The sequence below is a fragment of the Nostoc sp. UIC 10630 genome (assembly GCF_010747425.1).
In the GTDB taxonomy this organism is placed as follows: Bacteria; Cyanobacteriota; Cyanobacteriia; order Cyanobacteriales; family Nostocaceae; genus Nostoc.
The window spans coordinates 25,249-44,697 of record NZ_JAAGOG010000020.1; the positions used below are offsets into that span (position 1 = coordinate 25,249).

At 39.9% G+C, this 19,449-nt stretch carries 18 protein-coding genes; 9 read left to right on the plus strand and 9 right to left on the minus strand.

Annotated elements, in window-relative coordinates; all coding sequences use genetic code 11:
- Positions 1–132: 132 nt before the first annotated feature.
- The 7 genes from G1O98_RS07875 to G1O98_RS07905 form a co-directional block, all read right to left on the minus strand.
- A complete protein-coding gene (locus G1O98_RS07875; protein WP_163928228.1) occupies positions 133–1,080 on the minus strand; it encodes a TnsD family Tn7-like transposition protein in 948 nt (315 codons plus the stop codon).
- Positions 1,073–2,761, minus strand: a complete 1,689-nt coding sequence (locus G1O98_RS07880) for an ATP-binding protein (protein ID WP_163928230.1) — start codon at positions 2,759–2,761, stop codon at positions 1,073–1,075. Before G1O98_RS07880 ends, G1O98_RS07875 begins: the two co-directional genes overlap by 8 nt.
- Positions 2,748–4,976, minus strand: coding sequence for a DDE-type integrase/transposase/recombinase (locus G1O98_RS07885; protein WP_163928232.1), 2,229 nt, complete (start codon positions 4,974–4,976; stop codon positions 2,748–2,750). The genes G1O98_RS07880 and G1O98_RS07885 overlap by 14 nt, the downstream gene beginning before the upstream one ends.
- Before the next feature lie 22 nt (positions 4,977–4,998).
- Positions 4,999–5,817, minus strand: a complete 819-nt coding sequence (locus G1O98_RS07890) for a TnsA endonuclease C-terminal domain-containing protein (RefSeq protein ID WP_163928234.1) — start codon at positions 5,815–5,817, stop codon at positions 4,999–5,001.
- Positions 5,818–5,969: 152 nt separating this feature from the next.
- Entirely contained in the window at positions 5,970–7,850 is a 1,881-nt protein-coding gene (gene glmS / locus G1O98_RS07895) for a glutamine--fructose-6-phosphate transaminase (isomerizing) (protein WP_163928236.1), read from the minus strand.
- Positions 7,851–8,242: 392 nt separating this feature from the next.
- On the minus strand, positions 8,243–8,488 hold the full coding sequence (gene psaC, locus G1O98_RS07900; protein WP_012411495.1) for a photosystem I iron-sulfur center protein PsaC: 246 nt from the start codon (positions 8,486–8,488) through the stop codon (positions 8,243–8,245).
- A gap of 435 nt (positions 8,489–8,923) precedes the next feature.
- Positions 8,924–9,547: a hypothetical protein gene (locus G1O98_RS07905; protein WP_163928238.1), complete on the minus strand. Its 624-nt coding sequence runs from the start codon at positions 9,545–9,547 to the stop codon at positions 8,924–8,926.
- A gap of 552 nt (positions 9,548–10,099) precedes the next feature.
- On the opposite strand from G1O98_RS07905, the gene G1O98_RS07910 reads away from it, so the two are divergent.
- From G1O98_RS07910 to G1O98_RS07920, 3 genes are read left to right on the plus strand one after another with little or no spacing between them, the layout of a single operon-like run.
- A complete protein-coding gene (locus tag G1O98_RS07910; protein WP_012411493.1) occupies positions 10,100–10,432 on the plus strand; it encodes a DUF565 domain-containing protein in 333 nt (110 codons plus the stop codon).
- A 43-nt stretch (positions 10,433–10,475) separates the two neighbouring features.
- Positions 10,476–11,528, plus strand: a complete 1,053-nt coding sequence (locus G1O98_RS07915; RefSeq protein ID WP_163928240.1) for a glycerate kinase — start codon at positions 10,476–10,478, stop codon at positions 11,526–11,528.
- Between the two features lie 32 nt (positions 11,529–11,560).
- A complete protein-coding gene (locus tag G1O98_RS07920) occupies positions 11,561–11,800 on the plus strand; it encodes a hypothetical protein (protein WP_163928242.1) in 240 nt (79 codons plus the stop codon).
- 9 nt (positions 11,801–11,809) lie between these two features.
- On the opposite strand, the gene G1O98_RS07925 is transcribed toward G1O98_RS07920, so the two are convergent.
- Positions 11,810–12,025: a DUF2839 domain-containing protein gene (locus G1O98_RS07925; RefSeq protein WP_114081445.1), complete on the minus strand. Its 216-nt coding sequence runs from the start codon at positions 12,023–12,025 to the stop codon at positions 11,810–11,812.
- Positions 12,026–12,116: 91 nt separating this feature from the next.
- A complete protein-coding gene (locus tag G1O98_RS07930) occupies positions 12,117–13,685 on the minus strand; it encodes an ATP-dependent DNA helicase (RefSeq protein WP_163928244.1) in 1,569 nt (522 codons plus the stop codon).
- Positions 13,686–13,824: 139 nt separating this feature from the next.
- On the opposite strand from G1O98_RS07930, the gene G1O98_RS07935 reads away from it, so the two are divergent.
- The 6 genes from G1O98_RS07935 (at position 13,825) to G1O98_RS07960 (ending at position 19,440) form a co-directional block, all read left to right on the plus strand.
- On the plus strand, positions 13,825–14,796 hold the full coding sequence (locus tag G1O98_RS07935) for a M48 family metallopeptidase (RefSeq protein WP_163928246.1): 972 nt from the start codon (positions 13,825–13,827) through the stop codon (positions 14,794–14,796).
- A 194-nt stretch (positions 14,797–14,990) separates the two neighbouring features.
- Positions 14,991–15,416 (plus strand): hypothetical protein, encoded by a 426-nt coding sequence (locus G1O98_RS07940; RefSeq protein WP_163928248.1) that lies wholly within the window; start codon positions 14,991–14,993, stop codon positions 15,414–15,416.
- A 323-nt stretch (positions 15,417–15,739) separates the two neighbouring features.
- Entirely contained in the window at positions 15,740–17,425 is a 1,686-nt protein-coding gene (gene lysS / locus G1O98_RS07945; RefSeq protein WP_163928250.1) for a lysine--tRNA ligase, read from the plus strand.
- Positions 17,426–17,581: 156 nt separating this feature from the next.
- Positions 17,582–17,986 (plus strand): type II toxin-antitoxin system RelE/ParE family toxin, encoded by a 405-nt coding sequence (locus tag G1O98_RS07950; protein WP_163928251.1) that lies wholly within the window; start codon positions 17,582–17,584, stop codon positions 17,984–17,986.
- A complete protein-coding gene (locus G1O98_RS07955) occupies positions 17,986–18,711 on the plus strand; it encodes a helix-turn-helix domain-containing protein (RefSeq protein ID WP_163928253.1) in 726 nt (241 codons plus the stop codon). Before G1O98_RS07950 ends, G1O98_RS07955 begins: the two co-directional genes overlap by 1 nt.
- A gap of 21 nt (positions 18,712–18,732) precedes the next feature.
- Positions 18,733–19,440, plus strand: coding sequence for a hypothetical protein (locus tag G1O98_RS07960; protein ID WP_207794493.1), 708 nt, complete (start codon positions 18,733–18,735; stop codon positions 19,438–19,440).
- The last annotated feature ends 9 nt before the right edge of the window (positions 19,441–19,449 follow it).

The following is a 19,449-nucleotide window of genomic DNA, read 5'->3' on the forward strand; positions in this document are numbered from 1 at the left end:
GCAGCTAAATTATTACTTAGACTACCTTAGTGATTAATGTGAGATTACTTTAAAACGACAAGCAAACATGATAATTTTTAATAACTTTTTATTGCTTTATATTAATATATTTAAAAGTATATGTGAACTTTCCTACAGAAAAAATATTTCTATAGAATTTGCTAAATATTTTATTATCAAGATATGAGTAATCCGGTCAATTGATGGATTTAAGTCACATCCAAGCAAGCAATGGGAGAAATATTTACCTTGATGTTGGGTTAACTTTGGATTGAGGGCTTCTAAAGACTCTTGACCATAAAAATCAAATATAAGCTTTGAAAAACCATATTCGTCAAATTTAAACTTCCCAGCAGGAAAAATTTGTAATAGCCCTTTACTGACTAAGTAATGCTGGTACTGAGCGCGAAGCCAAGCCAAGCCTTTAAAGGCAAAATTACCATGAATCAGCAAGTTAATATCATTTGCCAGTGTGACGAGTGTTTTTAAAGCCTGGTTTGTCAAACTTTTTAAACCAGTAACTGTTAAACAATTATCTAAGCTTGCAGCATAATAATGTATGCCTTTCGATTCAATTGCGACAGAGCTATCACACAAAAAGACACCATGAGTTGGACAAACCAATATGCCAGGTACTTGATGTGTTCTATGCCAGTAAGGCTCACCATATTGATGTGTATCTTGTTCTAAACATTGAGGACAAAATTTTAAAAATTTTTTTGACTCGCCACTAGAACCATTAGCCACCTTAGCAAGTTTTAAAATAGAACCACTAAGTTTTTTACTCATTGAGTCTTTTAATAACCAAGCTTCCTGTGGTATTAAGAAAGTTGCATAAAAAGGGTATAAAGTATGATTTTGCAGTAAATTACCGACTGTTTGGTGGGAACGTAAAGGCAAGTTTTTTACTAAATAATTTAAGTGATTAGTTAAAGTAATCTTGCAAACTTGTTGAGAACTATAACCGAATAGCTCTAAGTCAGTTTGCTTAAAAATTTTGTTACCACTGCGAATATGGTATCTAGCCAAAGCACTATACAAAAGTTCATCTGGATAAAGAGTTGGGAAGAAACTAAGCATCGATATGCGACATATTTATAAAATCCTCGACTGGATCTTTGATTATACCTGCCAATTTCAAACCTTCATATGCAGATTTTTTCTCTTTCTGTGCATTTTCAACAGTGCGCCGAATGTCATTTTCTACGTACTTCGGCTTAAACTTAGCTTTATTTTTACTTATCTTAACAAGGTTCCCATTTTCTTGCCCTCCTTGCAAAGCAAGAGCATATGCTTTATTGACTAAAAATGTAATGTCTACATTTTCATCACCAGAAACAATTACTTGTTCTGCACATTCCTTTGCTCTAGCAGCTTCTACTTCCAATTTCAAAAGCTCAAGAATTACATAATTTAGCTTCGGCGATACTTTCTGCTGATTCTGCTGCTTTCTAGCTAATCTCTGAATTTCTTTCAAATCGTCAGAATCAAGCTCAGAGAGACATTTATTTTGATATTCTGTAGTATCCAGAGGAGCAATATCCTTATACTTAATCATCCACTCCTTGTCCCCTGACCTAATAGCATCTAGCATTGGCTTGACTAAATATAGCCCGTCTTTAGCAGCTTGTCGAATTAAGTTAGTAGTAATAATTTCTTTCCCACCAATTGAAATAGCTCTCCATTGAGCCATCTTATAAAGTTTGACGGCAATATCAATAATTCCTTGACTTTCGTTATAGAAAACTTCATTAATTTCATCAGAGAAAGGAACAGGCGTTTTTGTCCATTGGTATTCCCATATCCCTTCCATGAAAAAAGACCATTCATCATTATTTACCATTCTGTCCCAAATTACACTTCCTTCTCCTGTCCCTCTCCTAGCATTTCTAAAATTTCCTTGAAGAATAGGAAAAGCCTCATTTGTGCCAACGCGAATTACTGGAATTCCTATAGTATTGTCCATTTTTACTAAAAAATTCAACATATCTGAGCTACTTCTTCTTGCTGTCACAAGATTTTGCATTTCATCTATGACCAAAACCCCTAAATGATGAGTATGGGCAATCTGAGCAACTTGAGCAAGCATATAATCTTCAGAGTTGCGCGATGAACCAAATTTTTTGAAGTAGTTAGTACCCAATAACCTGTCAACAGCAAGAAAAATATCAGTACACAGACCCTTCAAAGAACCCGCATGAGGACAATCAACCTTCAACCAAACTATCTGGTAGACACTATGGTCAGGGTGAAGAATTACTTGAGGATAAAGATTAAGAATATTTTGAAAATTTGTAGACTTCCCCATTCCTGATGGGCCAATTAAGGTTAAACCGGAAGCAGACGTAGGAAGATTGACGTAGTTTTCTAAGTTTTTACCTCCTCCGTCTTTTATTGCATTATAAATTTGCCTAGAGCGACTTGCATATTCAGGCTTTAGCACATTCCGAGCCAGATAGCCAGTCATTATGAGCGCACAAATTACCTTCTGTAATTCAACAGTTTTATTTTGAGGATCAAAATATCTAGATAACCTCTCGATGCAATGAAATCTATAATGAGCTTCTAGCTCCTTTTCTTCTTCATGAAACTCTGGCGTTCTTGTTGCTTTATTTAAAAATTCTTTTGCTGAAAGGATAGGAGGTAGTGCCTGAATTAAGGGATTAGCGTTATATTCTGGCAGTTTTTGGTCTATGTATCTGGCAACAATCGCTAATTCTCCATTGGGAATCCTAATTAATTCACCTTCATTCCTGTCCACGTTTACGCTCCTGTCGGTTTTTCCTGAGAAGATCCAGATGATTTGGCTGTAATGATTCTGGCTGTTCAGAAGTTTCGAGTTTGCTCTCTACAGCCTGAAAACTGTTCTGATTTTCTGTATTTGCTAGTTCAAATCCTTCGCTCTCTCGCCGTTTAGCCTTTTCAAAAGCCCTATTTTCTCTGATTCCAGAAAGTTTTTTGGTCTTACTTAAATTAGGCTCTTTAGCAGCATCGGTCATTTTTCCTGCTCTATCTACTACGCTTTCAATATCAGCTATCAAATCTACCTTTTCCTGTAGTTGTTTACCTTGGCTTTTCTGTCTTTGCAATTCTTCATAAGCAAGCAAATATTCAATATCATGAAAGTTTTTATTAGCATACCGCCCTTCTGAATCAATAAGAAAACATTTTTCAAAATCTCTACCATCACTTGATGGGAGGTAAATGAAGTTTGGATTTCTGATATCGTAAGACACAATCAGTGATTTATCTGACTTAGAAAGGAGATTACTTCTAGCTTTTTCAAACCATTGCCTTTTTTCAGCACTATCACAGGTATAGTACATCTCCTTCCCTCTCATTTTGATGCCTTTAGCGGTAATGGTTGCTTTTTCAGTAGGCATCAAATTCAATTTGACAATATCTTCAGAAAAAGTTCTAAGTCTACCAGAACGATTCGTAATACCCCACTTCCACAACTCTGTGGGTATAGGGGGTATATCATCAACAATCATCGCTTCGTCCCTTTCATATTCCTTAAGAGGTTTATTGTTGTGGTGAACAATTAAACGAACAATAATTTCAGTAAATTGATCTATGTCAAGTTTGCCATCAAGCCTATAATCTCTTGCACCTCTTTGTCTAAAATCAGTATCTATATAACCAGGTAAAAAAGGCTTTACATATTCATGGATTATACGAAAGTGTCTTTCTACTAAACCTTTCCAATCTGCTCTATAGGAAGCTGCATTTTCAATATGAACATAAAGATTAGGGATTAATGTTTCAACGGACATACCTGCTAATTCTCCCTTATCTCCTAAAATTGTATCTGGCATTTGATTGCATGGCCATTCATCTTCAGTAATATTAATGTTATATTCCTGGCAAAACAGGGTTTTATCTGTCGCTACATTGGCTAGTGCCATCATTGCCCCCATCCAAGATGGGCCTTCTAAACCAACATAAATACCCGTGATTATTCGGCTAAAAACATCAATAATTACATAAATAACTGGTCTGCCAATTATCCAATCACGGTTATATTTTGATACTAAATATACATCAGCAACTGTTGCATCGATTTGATATCGAGAACCTGGGCCAATAGTTTCCATCTTAGAGGTTCCCAAAATTGCTCTATTCTCTAAAGCAAACTTCTTGGCTCCTTTTCGAGATGTCAAAGTTTTTGTGACATCATCCTGCTCAAGTTGATACCAGTATTTAAATTGGGTAATTGTAGGTATTTTATCAGCCGGAATTAAAATAGATTTTTGAACACCATTTTCGTCATATCTAATTCCTTCTTTATAATAATTTTTAACCATTAATTCATAAGCAGTTGTTAAGTAGTTCTCTTTTGAGTTATTGTAAAATTTGCTTATGGCTATTCTAAAAATCTTTCTATCTTCTTCTGTAACATTGACACCTTCACCAATATCTGGCTCATGTGCATATTTTCTTGGTCTTCCTCTCTTATTGCTTGATTGACCTCGAATTTTGCCCTTACCTGATGAATTGATAAAATCAGGTATAAGAGCGTTTATATTTTTTCCCCTTTGCCAAAATCTTCTCAAATATCCATAGACAGTTTTTTCTACCAATTTGTCTTTATTTCTTTCTAAGTTATGCTTTTCAACAACTTTTTTAACCAGCGAACCTCTAAAATTCCTGTAATATATTGATGGTTCTTCTGTAACTAATGATGAAATTATTTTCCAAGCTTTATTTCTGTATTCCTTTTCACGATCCGTCAAATTTTCATCCCTTACGATTCTTGCCCAAGGATCTTGTTGCTGTTTAAAAGCAATACCTTCAGATATGGCTTCTAAAATTTCAGATATTTTCTTAGGTTCAGGTAAACCTTTTTTAGCATTAATATCTATAACGAATGCAATAATATAACCTTCGTCTATCCAAATAATTCTTTCAACTATATGAACGTTGAGATCTAAAGTCCACTCTATTAAATCATTGACAAATAAACCTTTAACCATATTATTTACCTACTATGGAAGTTTAAAATACTATTTTTTGAATAACTTCAGTTGATGGGCAAGCAGATAATTTTATTTTTACTAAATCCACAATGAGTTCTTTTCTGGCAATTAAATGTTTAAACACATAGAGTGATGTACCATAATTTACATTCATCTCTTTATCTAAAGTAGTAGTTATTTTATTGATGGTTGCATCTTCTTCCTGAAGCTTGGATTTTAAAATTGTTGACAACTCATGCAGTTGTGAAGTGTCCATTTCTGAATTTGCTTCTAGCCTATAAGCAGAATGAACCCACTCAACATTTTCTGCTAAAAGCCTTGAAATTTCTTTTTCTGTGATAATGCCCCAGTCAATACCCTTTGCTAAGTAATATTGTCTTTCTATCTCCAATTTCTCATTAACTCGCTTTTTCTCCAGTTCTGTTGACTGCTTGACAGTCCGCGCAATCTGTATCTGCTTCCCATTGCGATTGACTGTAAGCATAAAGTCGCTTGTTAAAACATAAGGAGTGCCAGTTTGTGTATCTACAGGGTACTTTATACCTATGTCTGTAGCGATACTCATAGCTAGATCCAAATTATCTAGAGGAAACTGCTCTTTTATATCTGTGACTATATCTGACCACTCAAACAAATAAAATAACCGTTTTTCATGGTCTGAGAAGAAATGATGTACTCGATTCGTTTTCCAACCAGGAATTCTAGAGGAACGGCCTTTAGAGGGAAAATCCTGAATTGTAAGCCAAGGTTTATAGTTTTTACCGCTTCCTCGGCCACGACCTTCTTTTATGTATCGTTCATATTTAGCTTGTGTCCATTCCCTTCTGCCCCTAACCATAAAAATAACCTCTGGCAGCGATCGCACTTTTACTTGGTACAATCGTACTTCTTTAGAGGTTATTGTTCAATCGTTTTATGAATTGTTGAACCGAATTATATTTTGTTGAACCGAATTACTCCTCCACAACAGCTACTACCTCTATTAATAAACTATTCCACCGTTACTGACTTGGCCAAATTTCTTGGCTGATCGACATCCAAACCGCGACGGGCGGCAATGTGATAAGCCAATAATTGCAAAGGAACTACTGTCAAAATCGGAGAAAGTAATTCTTCTACATGAGAGACGGGAAGAAGATCGTTAAAGATTTCCGCAGCTTCGCCATCGTTGACAGGAGTAACGCCAATTAACCGAGAATCTCTGGCTTTGGCTTCTTGGGCATTAGAAATAACTTTTTCGTACACACTACCAGGAATTGCGATCGCAACTACTGGTACTTTCGCATCTAAAAGTGCGATCGGGCCATGTTTCATCTCTCCAGCTGGATACCCTTCAGCGTGAATATAGCTGATTTCTTTTAATTTCAACGCCCCTTCTAAAGCAATGGGAAAGTTGATTCCTCTTCCTATAAAAATGAAATCTTGGGTTTCGGCAAATTCGTGGGCTAGCTGTTCGGTTAAACGTTCCTGACTTTCCAAAGTTGCTTCAATTTCTTTAGGAATCTGCCGTAACCCGTTAATAATTTGATCTAATGTGTCTTTTGAAACAGTTTGACGACGGGCGGCTAAATCCAATGCCAAAGCATAAAATGCCATCAGTTGAGCAGTAAAAGTTTTTGTCGCCGCTACCCCAATTTCAATTCCTGCTAAGGTACTGATGACATGCGGCACTAGATGACCAAGGCTACTTTCGGGGCGATTGGTAATGCCCAGTAGTCGCGCTTGATATTTAGGTTCTCTCCCTTGGCGACGTTCTTTTTCCATTGTCAAAGCTGCTAGGGTATCGGCTGTTTCACCTGATTGGGTAACACCGATAATCAACGTGTTAGCGGTCACGGGTGATGGTGCATAGCGATACTCAGAAGCGTAATGTACCTGAGTAGAAATTCCTGCTAATTGTTCGAGTAAATATTTTCCGATTAATGCTGCGTGCCAACTAGTACCGCAGGCAAGGATCTGAATTTGTTCTAAATCGTTGTATAAATCCGCAGGTAAACCAAGATTGATTGGCGATTCGGTAGATTCGGCTGGATTGAAGTAAGCATCTAAACTAGCTCTTACTACTCCTGGTTGCTCATGAATTTCTTTGAGCATGAAGTGTTTGAATCCCTGCTTTTCTACCAATGCAGGATTGAAGTTGAGCAGCCGGGGTTGCTTTTTCAACCTGTCGCCAGCAAAATTGTAAATCTCAACGCCTAAAGGAGTGAGACGGGCAATTTCGCCATTTTCTAAAGGTAGCACTGCGCGGGTGTAAGCAACGATCGCAGGCGTGTCAGACGCACAAAAGAATTCTCCTTGCCCAAAACCAATTACCAAAGGTGCTTGTTGGCGAACAACAATCAATTCATCGGGGTAGTCAGCAGAAATAACTGCGATCGCAAATGCCCCGTGTAAGTGGTTAACGGCTTGGCGAACTGCTTCTAAAAAGGGGGATGAGGAAGATGAGGGGGGAATATTCTTTAAAAATTCGGCTATGAGATGGGGAATTACTTCAGTATCAGTTTCAGAAACAAACTGGTGTCCTTTTGCTTTAAGTTCTTCGCGTAAGTCGCGGTAATTTTCGATAATGCCATTTTGTACCACCGCCACTCGCTTTGCGGTATCTAAATGGGGATGGGCGTTGTATTCTTCTGGCTTACCATGAGTTGCCCAACGAGTGTGACCAATACCAATCTGGGCGGGGGCTTCTATTTGTTCTAGTTTAGAGCGTAGGTTATGCAGTTTGCCCTTTGCCCGCACACAATTAACTTCACCTTCCCAAACAGTGGCGATTCCAGCAGAATCGTAGCCCCTGTACTCTAGTTTTTCCAGCCCAGCCAGTAAAATGTCTGTCGCCGCTTGAGTGCCTATATATCCAACAATTCCGCACATTGTTCACACCACTTTTTTTCAGGATGATTAAATCCAGTATAGTGTTTAGCACAAACTCGACGTTTTGCAAAGAAAAAAGGGAGTAATATTACTCCCTTTACCACTAGGTATTGTTATGGATTTTGGGCTTTTAAAGCAGATTCACAGTCAGCTTTTGACCTGACTGTACAAATACGCTTCTAGGATTTAAGTACCCAGAGATTTTTATCCCCAATCTAAAATTAAAATTTCGTAAAGCAGGTAGTGTCCACTCTACGATGCTAAAGGTGCTTGATATTGACACACTTCAAAGTCTTAAGTTCCGAGTTCCGAGTTCTGAGTGAAGAATCAAGAAATTAGCTTTTTTGATTTACTTCTTTTTGTCTCAGCACTCAGCACTCGGCACTAGCTTTTTAGTAAGCCAGACCCATACTGCGAGTTGTTTCAGCGCCCAGGTAAACCCGGATGCTCAAAAAGTCGGTGGGACAAGCGGTTTCGCAGCGCTTACAGCCCACGCAGTCTTCTGTACGGGGTGAAGAGGCAATTTGAGCAGCTTTACAGCCATCCCAAGGAACCATCTCAAGTACATCAGTAGGGCAAGCGCGGACGCATTGGGTGCAGCCAATGCAGGTATCGTAGATTTTTACGGTGTGAGACATTGAAAAAACCGCTCCTTTCGAGTGTTCTTCTCTGCGAAAGAATCATAATCAACGCATAGTTTACCGCAGTGTTTGATAGGCCGTAATCAAAAGGCTACATAACTTCAAACAATGTAATGAGCACGCTTAATAAGTCGTTTTTCCGAGATTGCCCCGATTGCTCTATTTATTAGCAACATCAGATGAGCGTATTTACTCTAGCCCTATACCATAATGGGGTTTAATAGTAAAAATAAATGAAACAAAAGTCAATCTACAAGGCTAAATGCAGAAGTTATCTATGGTAACTATTTAGCAATCCTCATAGCGATTTTATGTGAAGCTGTACTTAATTAACGTAGGGGCAATACATAAATTGCCCCTACAGCTTCTAGGTTTTCATAACTCTTAATAAGCACATTTTCAAACAGAAAATTCAATTCTGAATGTTATAGATTATGGACTCAGCACTAGTTGCCATTCTCTGCTTTGGGAATTCCATTTAGGTAATTGAGTTTCACCAACAACATAGGGGCCCCAATAACGACGGGAGCCATCTTGTGCGAAGGCAACTAAAATATCTCCCTTCTCCAGCTTCAAATTATTCTGAGGTAGGGATAGAACCAGTCCCTTCTCACTACCTTCTTGAGGGGCAAAATCCCAATGTGCCGGTACATCGTAGTTAGCCTGTTTAGTACCAGAGCCTTTTGCTACCGACTGTCGCGCCAGTAGAGCCAGGCGTACAGGTTGATTTGTTTGATTACTCATCCGCAAAGTCCCTTGATTCTTAGCTTTGCTTGCTGATTTATCACGCTCTGCTAAGACAGGATAAGTATTCTCTTTACTACTATGTTCTACTTTATTGGTTGGAGTAGATAGATTAGCGGAAATACTTTTTTCAGGTGAAACAGGTTTAGAAGAAGTTGTCTCCCACTCTTGAGTTTCACTTGGCAGTTGTGAAGATGTATCTGGGTTTGTGGACTCAAAGGATACACTCACTCCAAAGCATCCCACCAGAGCAACAAGCAGTCCCAAGCAACAGGCTGTAACACCGACGTTACGATACACTAAAGATTTCATATTGATAGTTTTTAGAAATAAATATTTTGTCTAGGCTTGACCAAATAGTAGCCTATTATCACGAAAGACAATTATGAAAAGTAGCTTAAGATAGATTTTATTCAGATTAAGCACATCAATGTATTATAAGTATCATTTTGATTAGAAAATATTTGGAGGAAAATATTTCATTGATGTCCGAAAAACAACAGTTACAGACACTAATTGCTTTGTGTATTGACCGTAGGCTTGGATAAAAACAAGAAAATTAGATACCGAACTAGTCAATGTATTTGTATAGAAAAATAAAAATATCGTAAAGATACTAGCAGAGACAACAAAGTGTCTTTTGCCAGCCCAGATGATAAATATATTTCATCTTGAGTTAGAAAAAGCAGCCTTGAAACCGCCTGTGCTTCCTTAAAGATGATAGGATGTGGAAATTTCAATTAACGCTGGAAACCCAGCATATATCTATAATATTAACAAATAAGCTTAGGCTACAACCAATATATTCTTTAATAATATAAAGATATTTCAAGATATCTTGACTTTTTCCCAGAAGTCTATCTGATGCAAAACACTCGTCTGAATAACTTGTTGGATGCCATTGCTACACGCTTGGGGCAATGGTTTTTAAATCCTTGGCGGCGATTATCGTTACTGATAATTAGTTTTTTGTTTGGTTTTTTTCTGGGAAACGCAGTTTCCACTACAGCTGGTCAACGGGCAGAATTAGATATTGTGGTAGCTGGTTTTTTAGTAGTGTTAACGGAAGTTACTAGTAGAATATTTTACAGTCAGAGCTTTTTTACTAGGCGATCGCTCTTTGTAGACTCACTAAATCTCCTCAAAGTTGGTTTCACCTACAGCCTGTTTCTTGAAGCCTTTAAGCTGGGATCGTGAGAATAGGCAGGGAGCAGGGAGCAGAGGGGCATAAGGGGAAATTATGAGTTTGTGGCTGGGTGAAATTTTAATTTCAGAAACTGTAACTGAAACTTGGCAGCAGCAAGCAAGAGAAGCAGCACTAACAGATAGGTTAAGGGCAAAAGCTTTTGGGATCACGCCGGAAAATGTCGATGAAGCGATCGCTTTTCGATCGCATTTACTAAAATCTGTCCTCCCAGCTTTTAGCCAATTCTGCCAAACTACCCTCCAAATCGAACCCAAGAAAATGTTACAGGTTTTGTGGGACTTGTGGCTGCCTTTGGGGATCAAACTAGCATCGCAGCGCCAACAGTTGGAACGCCCTCTGATTCAAGGAATATTAGGAGGACAAGGCACTGGTAAAACTACAATGTCTAAAGTTCTCAGTTTGATTCTGAATCAGTTGGGATACCGGACTCTGAGTTTTTCTTTGGATGACTTATATAAAACTTACAGCGATCGCTTGGTCTTAACACAGCAAGATCCCCGCTTGATTTGGCGCGGCCCACCAGGAACCCACGATATAGATTTAGGCTTAGATGTACTAGATCATATCTGTCAGTCGCAAAGTTCAGTTATGGTTCCCCGGTTTGATAAATCTGCATACAAAGGCGCTGGCGATCGCACTACTTCAGAAATGGTTACAGGTATAGATATTGTACTATTTGAAGGTTGGTTTGTGGGTGTACGACCAATTAATGCAGATGTATTTGATACTGCACCACCGCCAATTGTCACAAATGAAGATAGAGCATTTGCCCGTGATATGAATCTTCGCCTCCATGATTATTTACCACTGTGGGATCGATTGGACAGCTTAATTGTGCTATATCCAACCGATTATCGCTGTTCTTTGGAGTGGCGCAAACAGGCAGAACAGCAAATGATCGCTGCGGGTAAATCGGGGATGAGCAATGCAGAGATAGAGGAATTTGTCAATTATTTTTGGCGATCGCTTCACCCGGAATTATTTATCAAGCCCTTGGTAAAAGATGCAACAGCAGTTGATCTAGTGGTTGAAATTCATGCCGATCATAGCTTTGGTGAAGTGTATTACGATCGGGCTAATTCATAATTCGTAGCAATCATGTCCGGCGGGTAATAGTTATGATTCCCAAAGCCATTGCACCCCTCACGCCAGTTGCTCACTTGGCGAGACATCTGGGTGCTAGCCTCTCCCTTTGGGAAAAGATCGCATTGGCTCCTTTTAATGACCTCCTTGCTTGCGGGCTATCCACTACCCGGATCTTTATCAACAAAACTACAACTCACTTAAAAATAAGACTAATGGATAGCCGACAAGGGAAGGGGAGTAAGATTCAAGGTTTCTTGGAGCGAGAAAATTAACAGCAGGATTTAGTAGACTACTTGCCACCAACCGAAGGCTGGGCCAATAAAACGGATAGTTGCCCATCCTATAACCATAAGGATAATGCCTATCCAAGCACCACGAGTTGTCCAGCTGACAAATTGTTCGCCTTGAATTTTTGTGATGGGAAGCCAAGGCAAGATTCGAGTCTCTTGACCGTATGTTTCCCCTTGTGTGGTTTTGCGACGCTTTGCTTCACCCATAATCAGCAATTCAATTTTTACTTAGGTTCTAAATTTATCTTGCCAGGAATTATGGCTATAGACAATTGGGGAATGGGGCATGAGAATGACTTTAAGCGGAATTTTCTTCATCGGTATTAGAAAACAAACTGGGGTCAAGATAGTTAATGCGTGCCAGAGGACTTAAAGCAGAGAGAATTTGAGCGCCGTAGCTACGATTAACTACACGACTATCAAGTAAAGCAACAATGCCTTGACTTTCTCGGACTGGCGCGATCGCTCTTTGTAATTCATTCAAGGCTGCTGGCAATAAATATAAACGAAACCAATCTTGATGCGATCGCTTATAAAGAGCTACCCTACCAGCGACTAGCGGATTTTCTAAAGATGGTAAAGGTAAAGTAGCAATAATTAACAAATGGGGTGCTGGTAAGACTCGCTGATGTTCTCGCCAAAATTCCCAACCGCTAATTAAAATACCATTTTCATCTAAACAAGTTTTTTCTACCTGCACTCGTGAACCAAATTCTGAAGCCAAAATTGTCGCCACTTGAGCCTTGAGTGGTACATCCCCCACCAAGACAACCGTTAACCCCGGTGCTGTAGCACTTAGACAAACCAGTGTGCGGACTTTATGAATAAATGCCGCTTGGAATTCTGGCGTGTTAGGTAAGGGCAATTTATAGGGTACATACAGTTGAATTGCTTCCGCTTGACTCTCCGAGGAGAACTTCAGGCAAGTTAAATCTTCCAAACCAAGGCGCTGTCGGAAAAGAGGAGCCTCAGTTTCCGGTTCTATAGCGCTGCCAATTAAAACTACTGGTTGTCGCTGCCATAAGGGTAAGAGGATTTCTCTTAATTCCATTGGGGCATAGTGCAAAGAAAATAAACCTTGTCTATGGGCTATAGTCGCCCAGAAGAGGGGAGGGGAGGCAGCAGAGGCAGGGGAGGAAAGATTTTCATTAAGGGTTTGAAATTGTTGCCAGAATTGTTTCCAGGGTTCTGGCAGTGATCGTGCTGACTCTAAAGCTAAACAAAGACGGCTTAAAATCTCTATTTCTGGTTGGGAAATTAGATAGCAGTGATATGGATTAACAGGATGCTGAAAAAGTTCGTGCGTTAGTTGTATCCGTGCTTCGCTAATTGCCTCAGCTTGATTTGGACAAGCCAATATGAGTTCGTCCCAATCATGGGGTTGAATATCTTGGGTAAGTTGATCGCGTACCCAATCTTCGAGATCGTCTACCCCATCAATAATTGTGGGGATGCCTTCGGGAAAGCGATCGCCACCAGCAAATTGTCCTCTTAACCAAGCTTCTGGAGAGGTTAACAGTAGCCCTTGGAACTCAGGATCAGGCCAAGCGTCACCTGTTCTAATTGATTTATTGGCTGGTAGCCACTGCTGTAGACGGGGAATTTCTATCCGCAGCAGAAGTTGCTGCACTGGTTCTTGAGCAACAATAATTACAGGGCCGTGCCACATTAGGGCTGATGCTACAAAACTAGTGCGATACCGCCCTTGATAGCCACAAACTGCTCCTACTTGAATTAGGGCACTACGTCCCAGGCGCAAGGCGCGTGCTACCAACCGTGCCATCGTCAAATGATGGGGCCAGGAAGGGAACCCCGCTTGCGATCGCAAAAAGTTATGTAGTGACAAATGAACTTCTGCCTCAATCACACGCTTTTAATTCCATACAAAGTGATTTTTACTTCCAATTGCCCCATTTCTATTATCTTGTCATTTGTTATTTGTCAGTTGTCCTTTGCTAATGACTAATGACCAATGACAAATGATCAATCACCCAATACCCTGAATTATGCCAACTTACACAGGAATTTCCAGCGAAGCCTTCAGGCATCCACTAGATCGCCAAGCCGAGCAAGCTTTACGAAATTTACCGGGATTTGATTTAATCGCTCGTAAATTTGTGGAATTTATCTACGAACGCCCTCAATTAGTCTATCTAATGGGTAACACCATCCAAGTCGGGCCGCGTCAGTATTCCACTATTTACCAGATGTTTCGGGAATGCGTCCGAGATTTGGACATTTACCCAGAACCCGCGCTGTTTGTCTCGCAAGATCCCCAAGCAAATAGCTATGCACTGGGGCAAGAGAATCCTTACATAGTTATAAATACAGGGATACTAGACTTACTAGACGAAGCTGAGATTAGGGTGGTGCTAGCCCATGAACTGGGGCATATTAAATGTGGTCATACTATTTTAATTCAAATGGCGATGTGGGCGATGAGTGCTGCTTCTGCCTTGGGCGAATTAACCTTCGGCCTCGGTAATCTTGTAACACAAGGCTTGATTTACGCCTTTTTTGAGTGGCGGCGTAAAGCCGAGTTATCGTCAGATCGCGCCGCACTACTGGTAATGGATGACTTGAATCCTGTAATGTCAACCATGATGAAGCTGTCTGGCGGTAGTCACAAATATGCCAATGAATGTAGTTTACAAGAATTTATCAAGCAGTCAGAAAATTATCAGGCACTGGATGAAGATGGACTGAATCAGATATATAAATTTTTGATTTACAACGGCGCTCAGGGTACGATGTTAAGTCATCCTTTCCCCGTTGAACGCCTGCATTACTTACGGGCGTGGGCAGTATCCGAAGAATACCAGCAAATTCGCCGAGGAAACTATCAGCGATCGCCTGCTTCTGGCTCAGTAAATGTTGCAGCAGAATCTTCCCCAAATGAAACAGATAATTTGCGTCGTCAAATTGAGGAATTACGACGGGAAATTAACAGAATGAGAAGACCTGATACTGATTCGTAATTAAGGAGCAATCACATAGGGCGGGCACTGGTATTAGTAAATAGTGCCTAGCCTACTTAATATTGATGCAAGATACTAATTATACCACGTTAACGCACTCTTTGGGGTAGGATAAATTCAATATTCAAAATTAAAAACTTGAATATTGCTTAACTATATCTGAGCATTAAATTTAGATGTAGGCATTTATCAATATGGCAATTCACTTGACAAAACGGCTTTCTGTGTTCGCTATTATTCTAGCTCTTGTCCTTTCCATGCCGGGAATTGCCTTAGCTACACCGGTTCAACTCCATACTACTTCTGGAGTCATTTTCGCCCAAATTACTAAAACAGCAAGTTACTCCACCTTGTCGGATATTAATCTGACTCCCTTACAAAGCCAAGAACTCCAGGCTGTGCGTCAAAGAAGAAACAGAGAAATTGAGGCAGTTTTAAACACATCACAACGCGCCCAACTTAATCGCAATCTCAGGGCTGGTAATAATATGAATCAAGCCCTAGTAAAGCTAAATTTACAACCAGAACAGCAAGATTTAGTTAAGGCGATCGTCCAATTTACTAACTTGAAAATGAAGGCTATTTTGTCTAGACATTCGCTAAAAATCGTACAGAAATAAAGGTTTTATTTTTAGAGGGTATTTGAAAAGTATCTCATTGTGACTTTAGGCACTTTAGATCCCCCCTAACCCCCTTAAAAAGAGGGGGAAACCAGAATCAAAGTCCCCAATTTATCGGGGTATTTAGAGCGATCTAAAACTTTTGATACTCCGGTGATATTCGTTTACAGTCCACAGGCGGACTCTAGTTTGTATCATTATGTGTTTCCTTTAGCGATGCCTGGGTTGGGCTACGCCTACGCACGCGCCCTCTAGGACAAATATCTCTTCCTCTCAACTTTTGCAGCATCTATAATTAATCTTGCCCTATTTAGTTCGTTACCATGTCGGAAGAAGATATCCGGGCCGCAAGGCTGGAGAAAGTAGAACAACTCAAGCAGCTAGGGACTAATCCCTACGCCTATCGTTGGGAATCTACCCATCATGCAGCGCAGTTGCAAGAAAAGTTTGCTGATTTAGCCAGTGGTGAAGAAATTGATTTAGAAGTTGCGATCGCTGGACGCATTATGGCACGTCGCGTTTTCGGTAAACTGGCTTTCTTCACCTTACAAGATGAAACTGGCACAATTCAGCTTTATTTGGATAAAAATCGCATCCAAGAAAGCATGGCAGATATTGATGCTGATGCCTTCAATCACTTAAAACAACTCACAGATGCAGGCGACATCCTGGGAGTTAAAGGTACTATTAAACGGACTGAAAAGGGCGAGTTATCTGTCTACGTTAAACAATATACTATCCTGACTAAATCCCTGTTGCCGCTACCCGACAAGTGGCATGGATTAACGGATGTTGCCAAGCGCTACCGTCAGCGCTACGTTGACTTGATTGTTAACCCGGAAGTGCGACAAACTTTCCGCCGTCGCGCCCAAATTACAGCTGGGATTCGCCGTTATTTGGAACAGCGAGATTTTCTCGAAATTGAAACGCCAGTTTTACAGAGTGAAGCTGGAGGTGCAGATGCGCGTCCATTTATCACCCACCACAACACCTTAGAAATGGAATTGTATCTGCGAATTGCCACAGAACTCCATCTCAAGCGGTTGATTGTAGGTGGTTTTGAAAAGGTGTTTGAATTGGGAAGGATTTTCCGTAATGAAGGAATTTCGACTCGACACAATCCCGAATTTACAACGATTGAAGTTTACCAAGCCTACGCCGATTACAACGATATGATGGCGCTGACTGAGGGGATTATTACCACTGTCGCCCAAGACGTACTCGGCACGCTGCAAATCACCTACCAAGGGGAACCTATAGATTTAACACCACCTTGGCGGCGAGTGACAATGCACGATTTAGTGAAAGAATTTACTGGCTTAGATTTCAATTCTTTCCAAACCTTGGAAGAAGCAAAAACAGCAAGTAAAAATGCTGGTATTCCTGGTGTAGATGAAGCAAAATCAATTGGTAAGTTACTAAATTTAGCTTTTGAAGAAAAGGTAGAAGCTAAGTTAATTCAACCTACCTTTGTAATTGATTATCCAGTAGAAATTTCGCCTCTAGCAAAACCCCACCGTTCTCAACCTGGTTTGGTGGAAAGATTTGAGTTATTTATCGTCGGGCGAGAAACTGGAAACAGCTTCTCAGAACTTACAGATCCCATCGATCAAAGAGAACGCTTAGAAGCCCAAGCTGAAAGGAAAGCTGCTGGTGACTTAGAAGCCCAAGGTGTAGATGAAGACTTTTTGACAGCCCTTGAATACGGTATGCCGCCTACAGGTGGTTTAGGGATTGGGATCGATCGGTTGGTAATGTTATTAACTGATTGTGCCAGTATTCGGGATGTAATTGCATTCCCACTACTCAAGCCAGAAGGCAGCGTTATTAAGCAATTTAGCTATGAGCCAAAAACTCAAACACTGACTATTGAATTTGATAGTGGAAGTGTTTACGAGTATTTCAAAGTGCCTCCCAGTGTCAAGGATGACTTAGATAATGCACCGTCTAAAGGTCAACACTTTAACAAGTTGATTAAAGGGAAATTTAAGTTTGAACAGTTGAGTTGACCTACTTAAGCATATAAACAATAGGGTGCGTTATGGTTTTGCCTAACGCACCATTTTTATTACCTAAGTTGCACTCACTGATTCTATATAATATTCCTTTAAGGGAATAATGCAATTGACATTCCTTGTAAGGAATACTATACTGTGAGGTATGAAGTGACCTGGACTTGGGAACTTTATCTAGATGTCAATGGGGAAATCCCCAAAGATTTGCTGGCTTTTTTCATCAGGATGATTCCTGAAGAGGAGCAACCAGAAAATCCACCAAAACCGTTACTGAGTGCTTCCGAAACCAAGCGTCTGCAAGTTAATCTTCGCTACCTGTGCGACAAAGGACTCGCATCACTTACCAGTGGCATCTTTGAGAAACTGGAAGATGATTTGTATGAGTTACGGATGACTAAGAGCGAACATAATCCACGGTTTATCTTAACGGCTGTTACTCCTCAGAGGTTTGTGGTGCTGCACGCCTTTATGAAGAAATACGACAACGCTATCAAAGATAGAGACAAAGAACCTGCAAGAGTGAGGTTACGTGAATTGCAGCAGAGGGAACAGTGATGAAAAAGCCTAATTTTCAAGTTTGGTTGCAGCAAAAGGTAAGCGACGAACCAGAGGTAATTCTGGCAGGAAAGTTAGAGTATCTGCGCCTATATCTTACCGATGCCATGCGGGAAATACGTAATAAAGCAGGATTGACTCAGGCACAGCTAGCTCAAAAACTAGGAGTAAAGCAAGCTGCGGTGTCCAAATTAGAATCGGCGTTAAAAGAACATGAGTTGGAATCAGTGTTGCACTATTTACACGCCTTGGGTGCAGATTTGCTGGTAGCCGTCAAACAAGGGGATGACTTATATCAAGCTAGCGATAACGAAGGTGTATTGCTAGTAGATGTACCAGATGTAGTTTTCCAAAAGGCATTGGCGGCAAACATGAGCGTGCGGGAATATGTGCGTGTAGCCGTTGAGAAGTTTTCTGTTGAGGATGATGGACTGAGAACAGCTTTGGTAAAACTGCTGGAAAGTGACGATTCGGTAGCGGTGAAAGTAAGAGAGCGTTTGGGTTCAAGGACAATCGAAGAAGTTGCTGTAGAGTTGGAAAAATGTTTAAGTCTATCTGAAGAAGAAGATAGGATTTTCGCTGTGAAAAATGTTTTGGCTGCTAATGTGTCGTGTGGGGAAAGTAATCGCGGAAATAGTAGTGATGAAATTGATGAAATTGAGTTGTTGGATTTAGCTGAAGAATTGCTAGAGAAGTTGGTAGAAGTTTTTGGGAAATCTAACTAGAGATTGGCTGCATATATAAATATGGGAAAAGGATTTGGATTTAAAACGCAAACCATTAGCATTAAAGAACGCAAAGTATACAGGCATTTTTTAGATAAGGTATTGCAAGTAGCTGAACAGGGGCTTCAGAAAGGCCAATTACTTTACTCTCTTTTAGAAAAAAACCTGGAAAAGTTAAATGATGTATTTGCCGAAGTATTGCGAGATTGGGTAGCTTCTAGTTTCCCTAATCTAACTAAAAGTAATGCACGAAAAAAAGCAAAAGCAATATTTGTCTTTAGCTACTGGATTCGTGAGTTTACTCAAGGAGATAAAGAGAGTAATTTAGAAATAGCAATTGGTGGCTATCAGAGTGCTTTAAAAATATATACACGTAGTGAGGATTCAACAGAATGGGGAAATATTAACTATAATTTAGGTCTTATTTTTCGAGAGCGACAGCGTGGAATTTTTGGAGATAATCTGGAGCAAGCAATCAAATACTTTCAGAATTCATTAAAAGTTTTCACTCATGAATTTTTTCCTGAACAGTGGGCTAGAGCCAATCATAATTTGGGTGCTACTTACTGTCAAAGAATCTACGGTGAGAAATCAGAAAATTTGGAAAATGCAATTATTTATTTTGAAAATGCTTTGTTGGTAAGCACTAAACAGGCTTACCCAGATAAATGGTTAGCAATTAAGAACGATATGGCTAGTGCTTACATCAGTTGTCTTCAAGGAGAATAAGAACAGAAT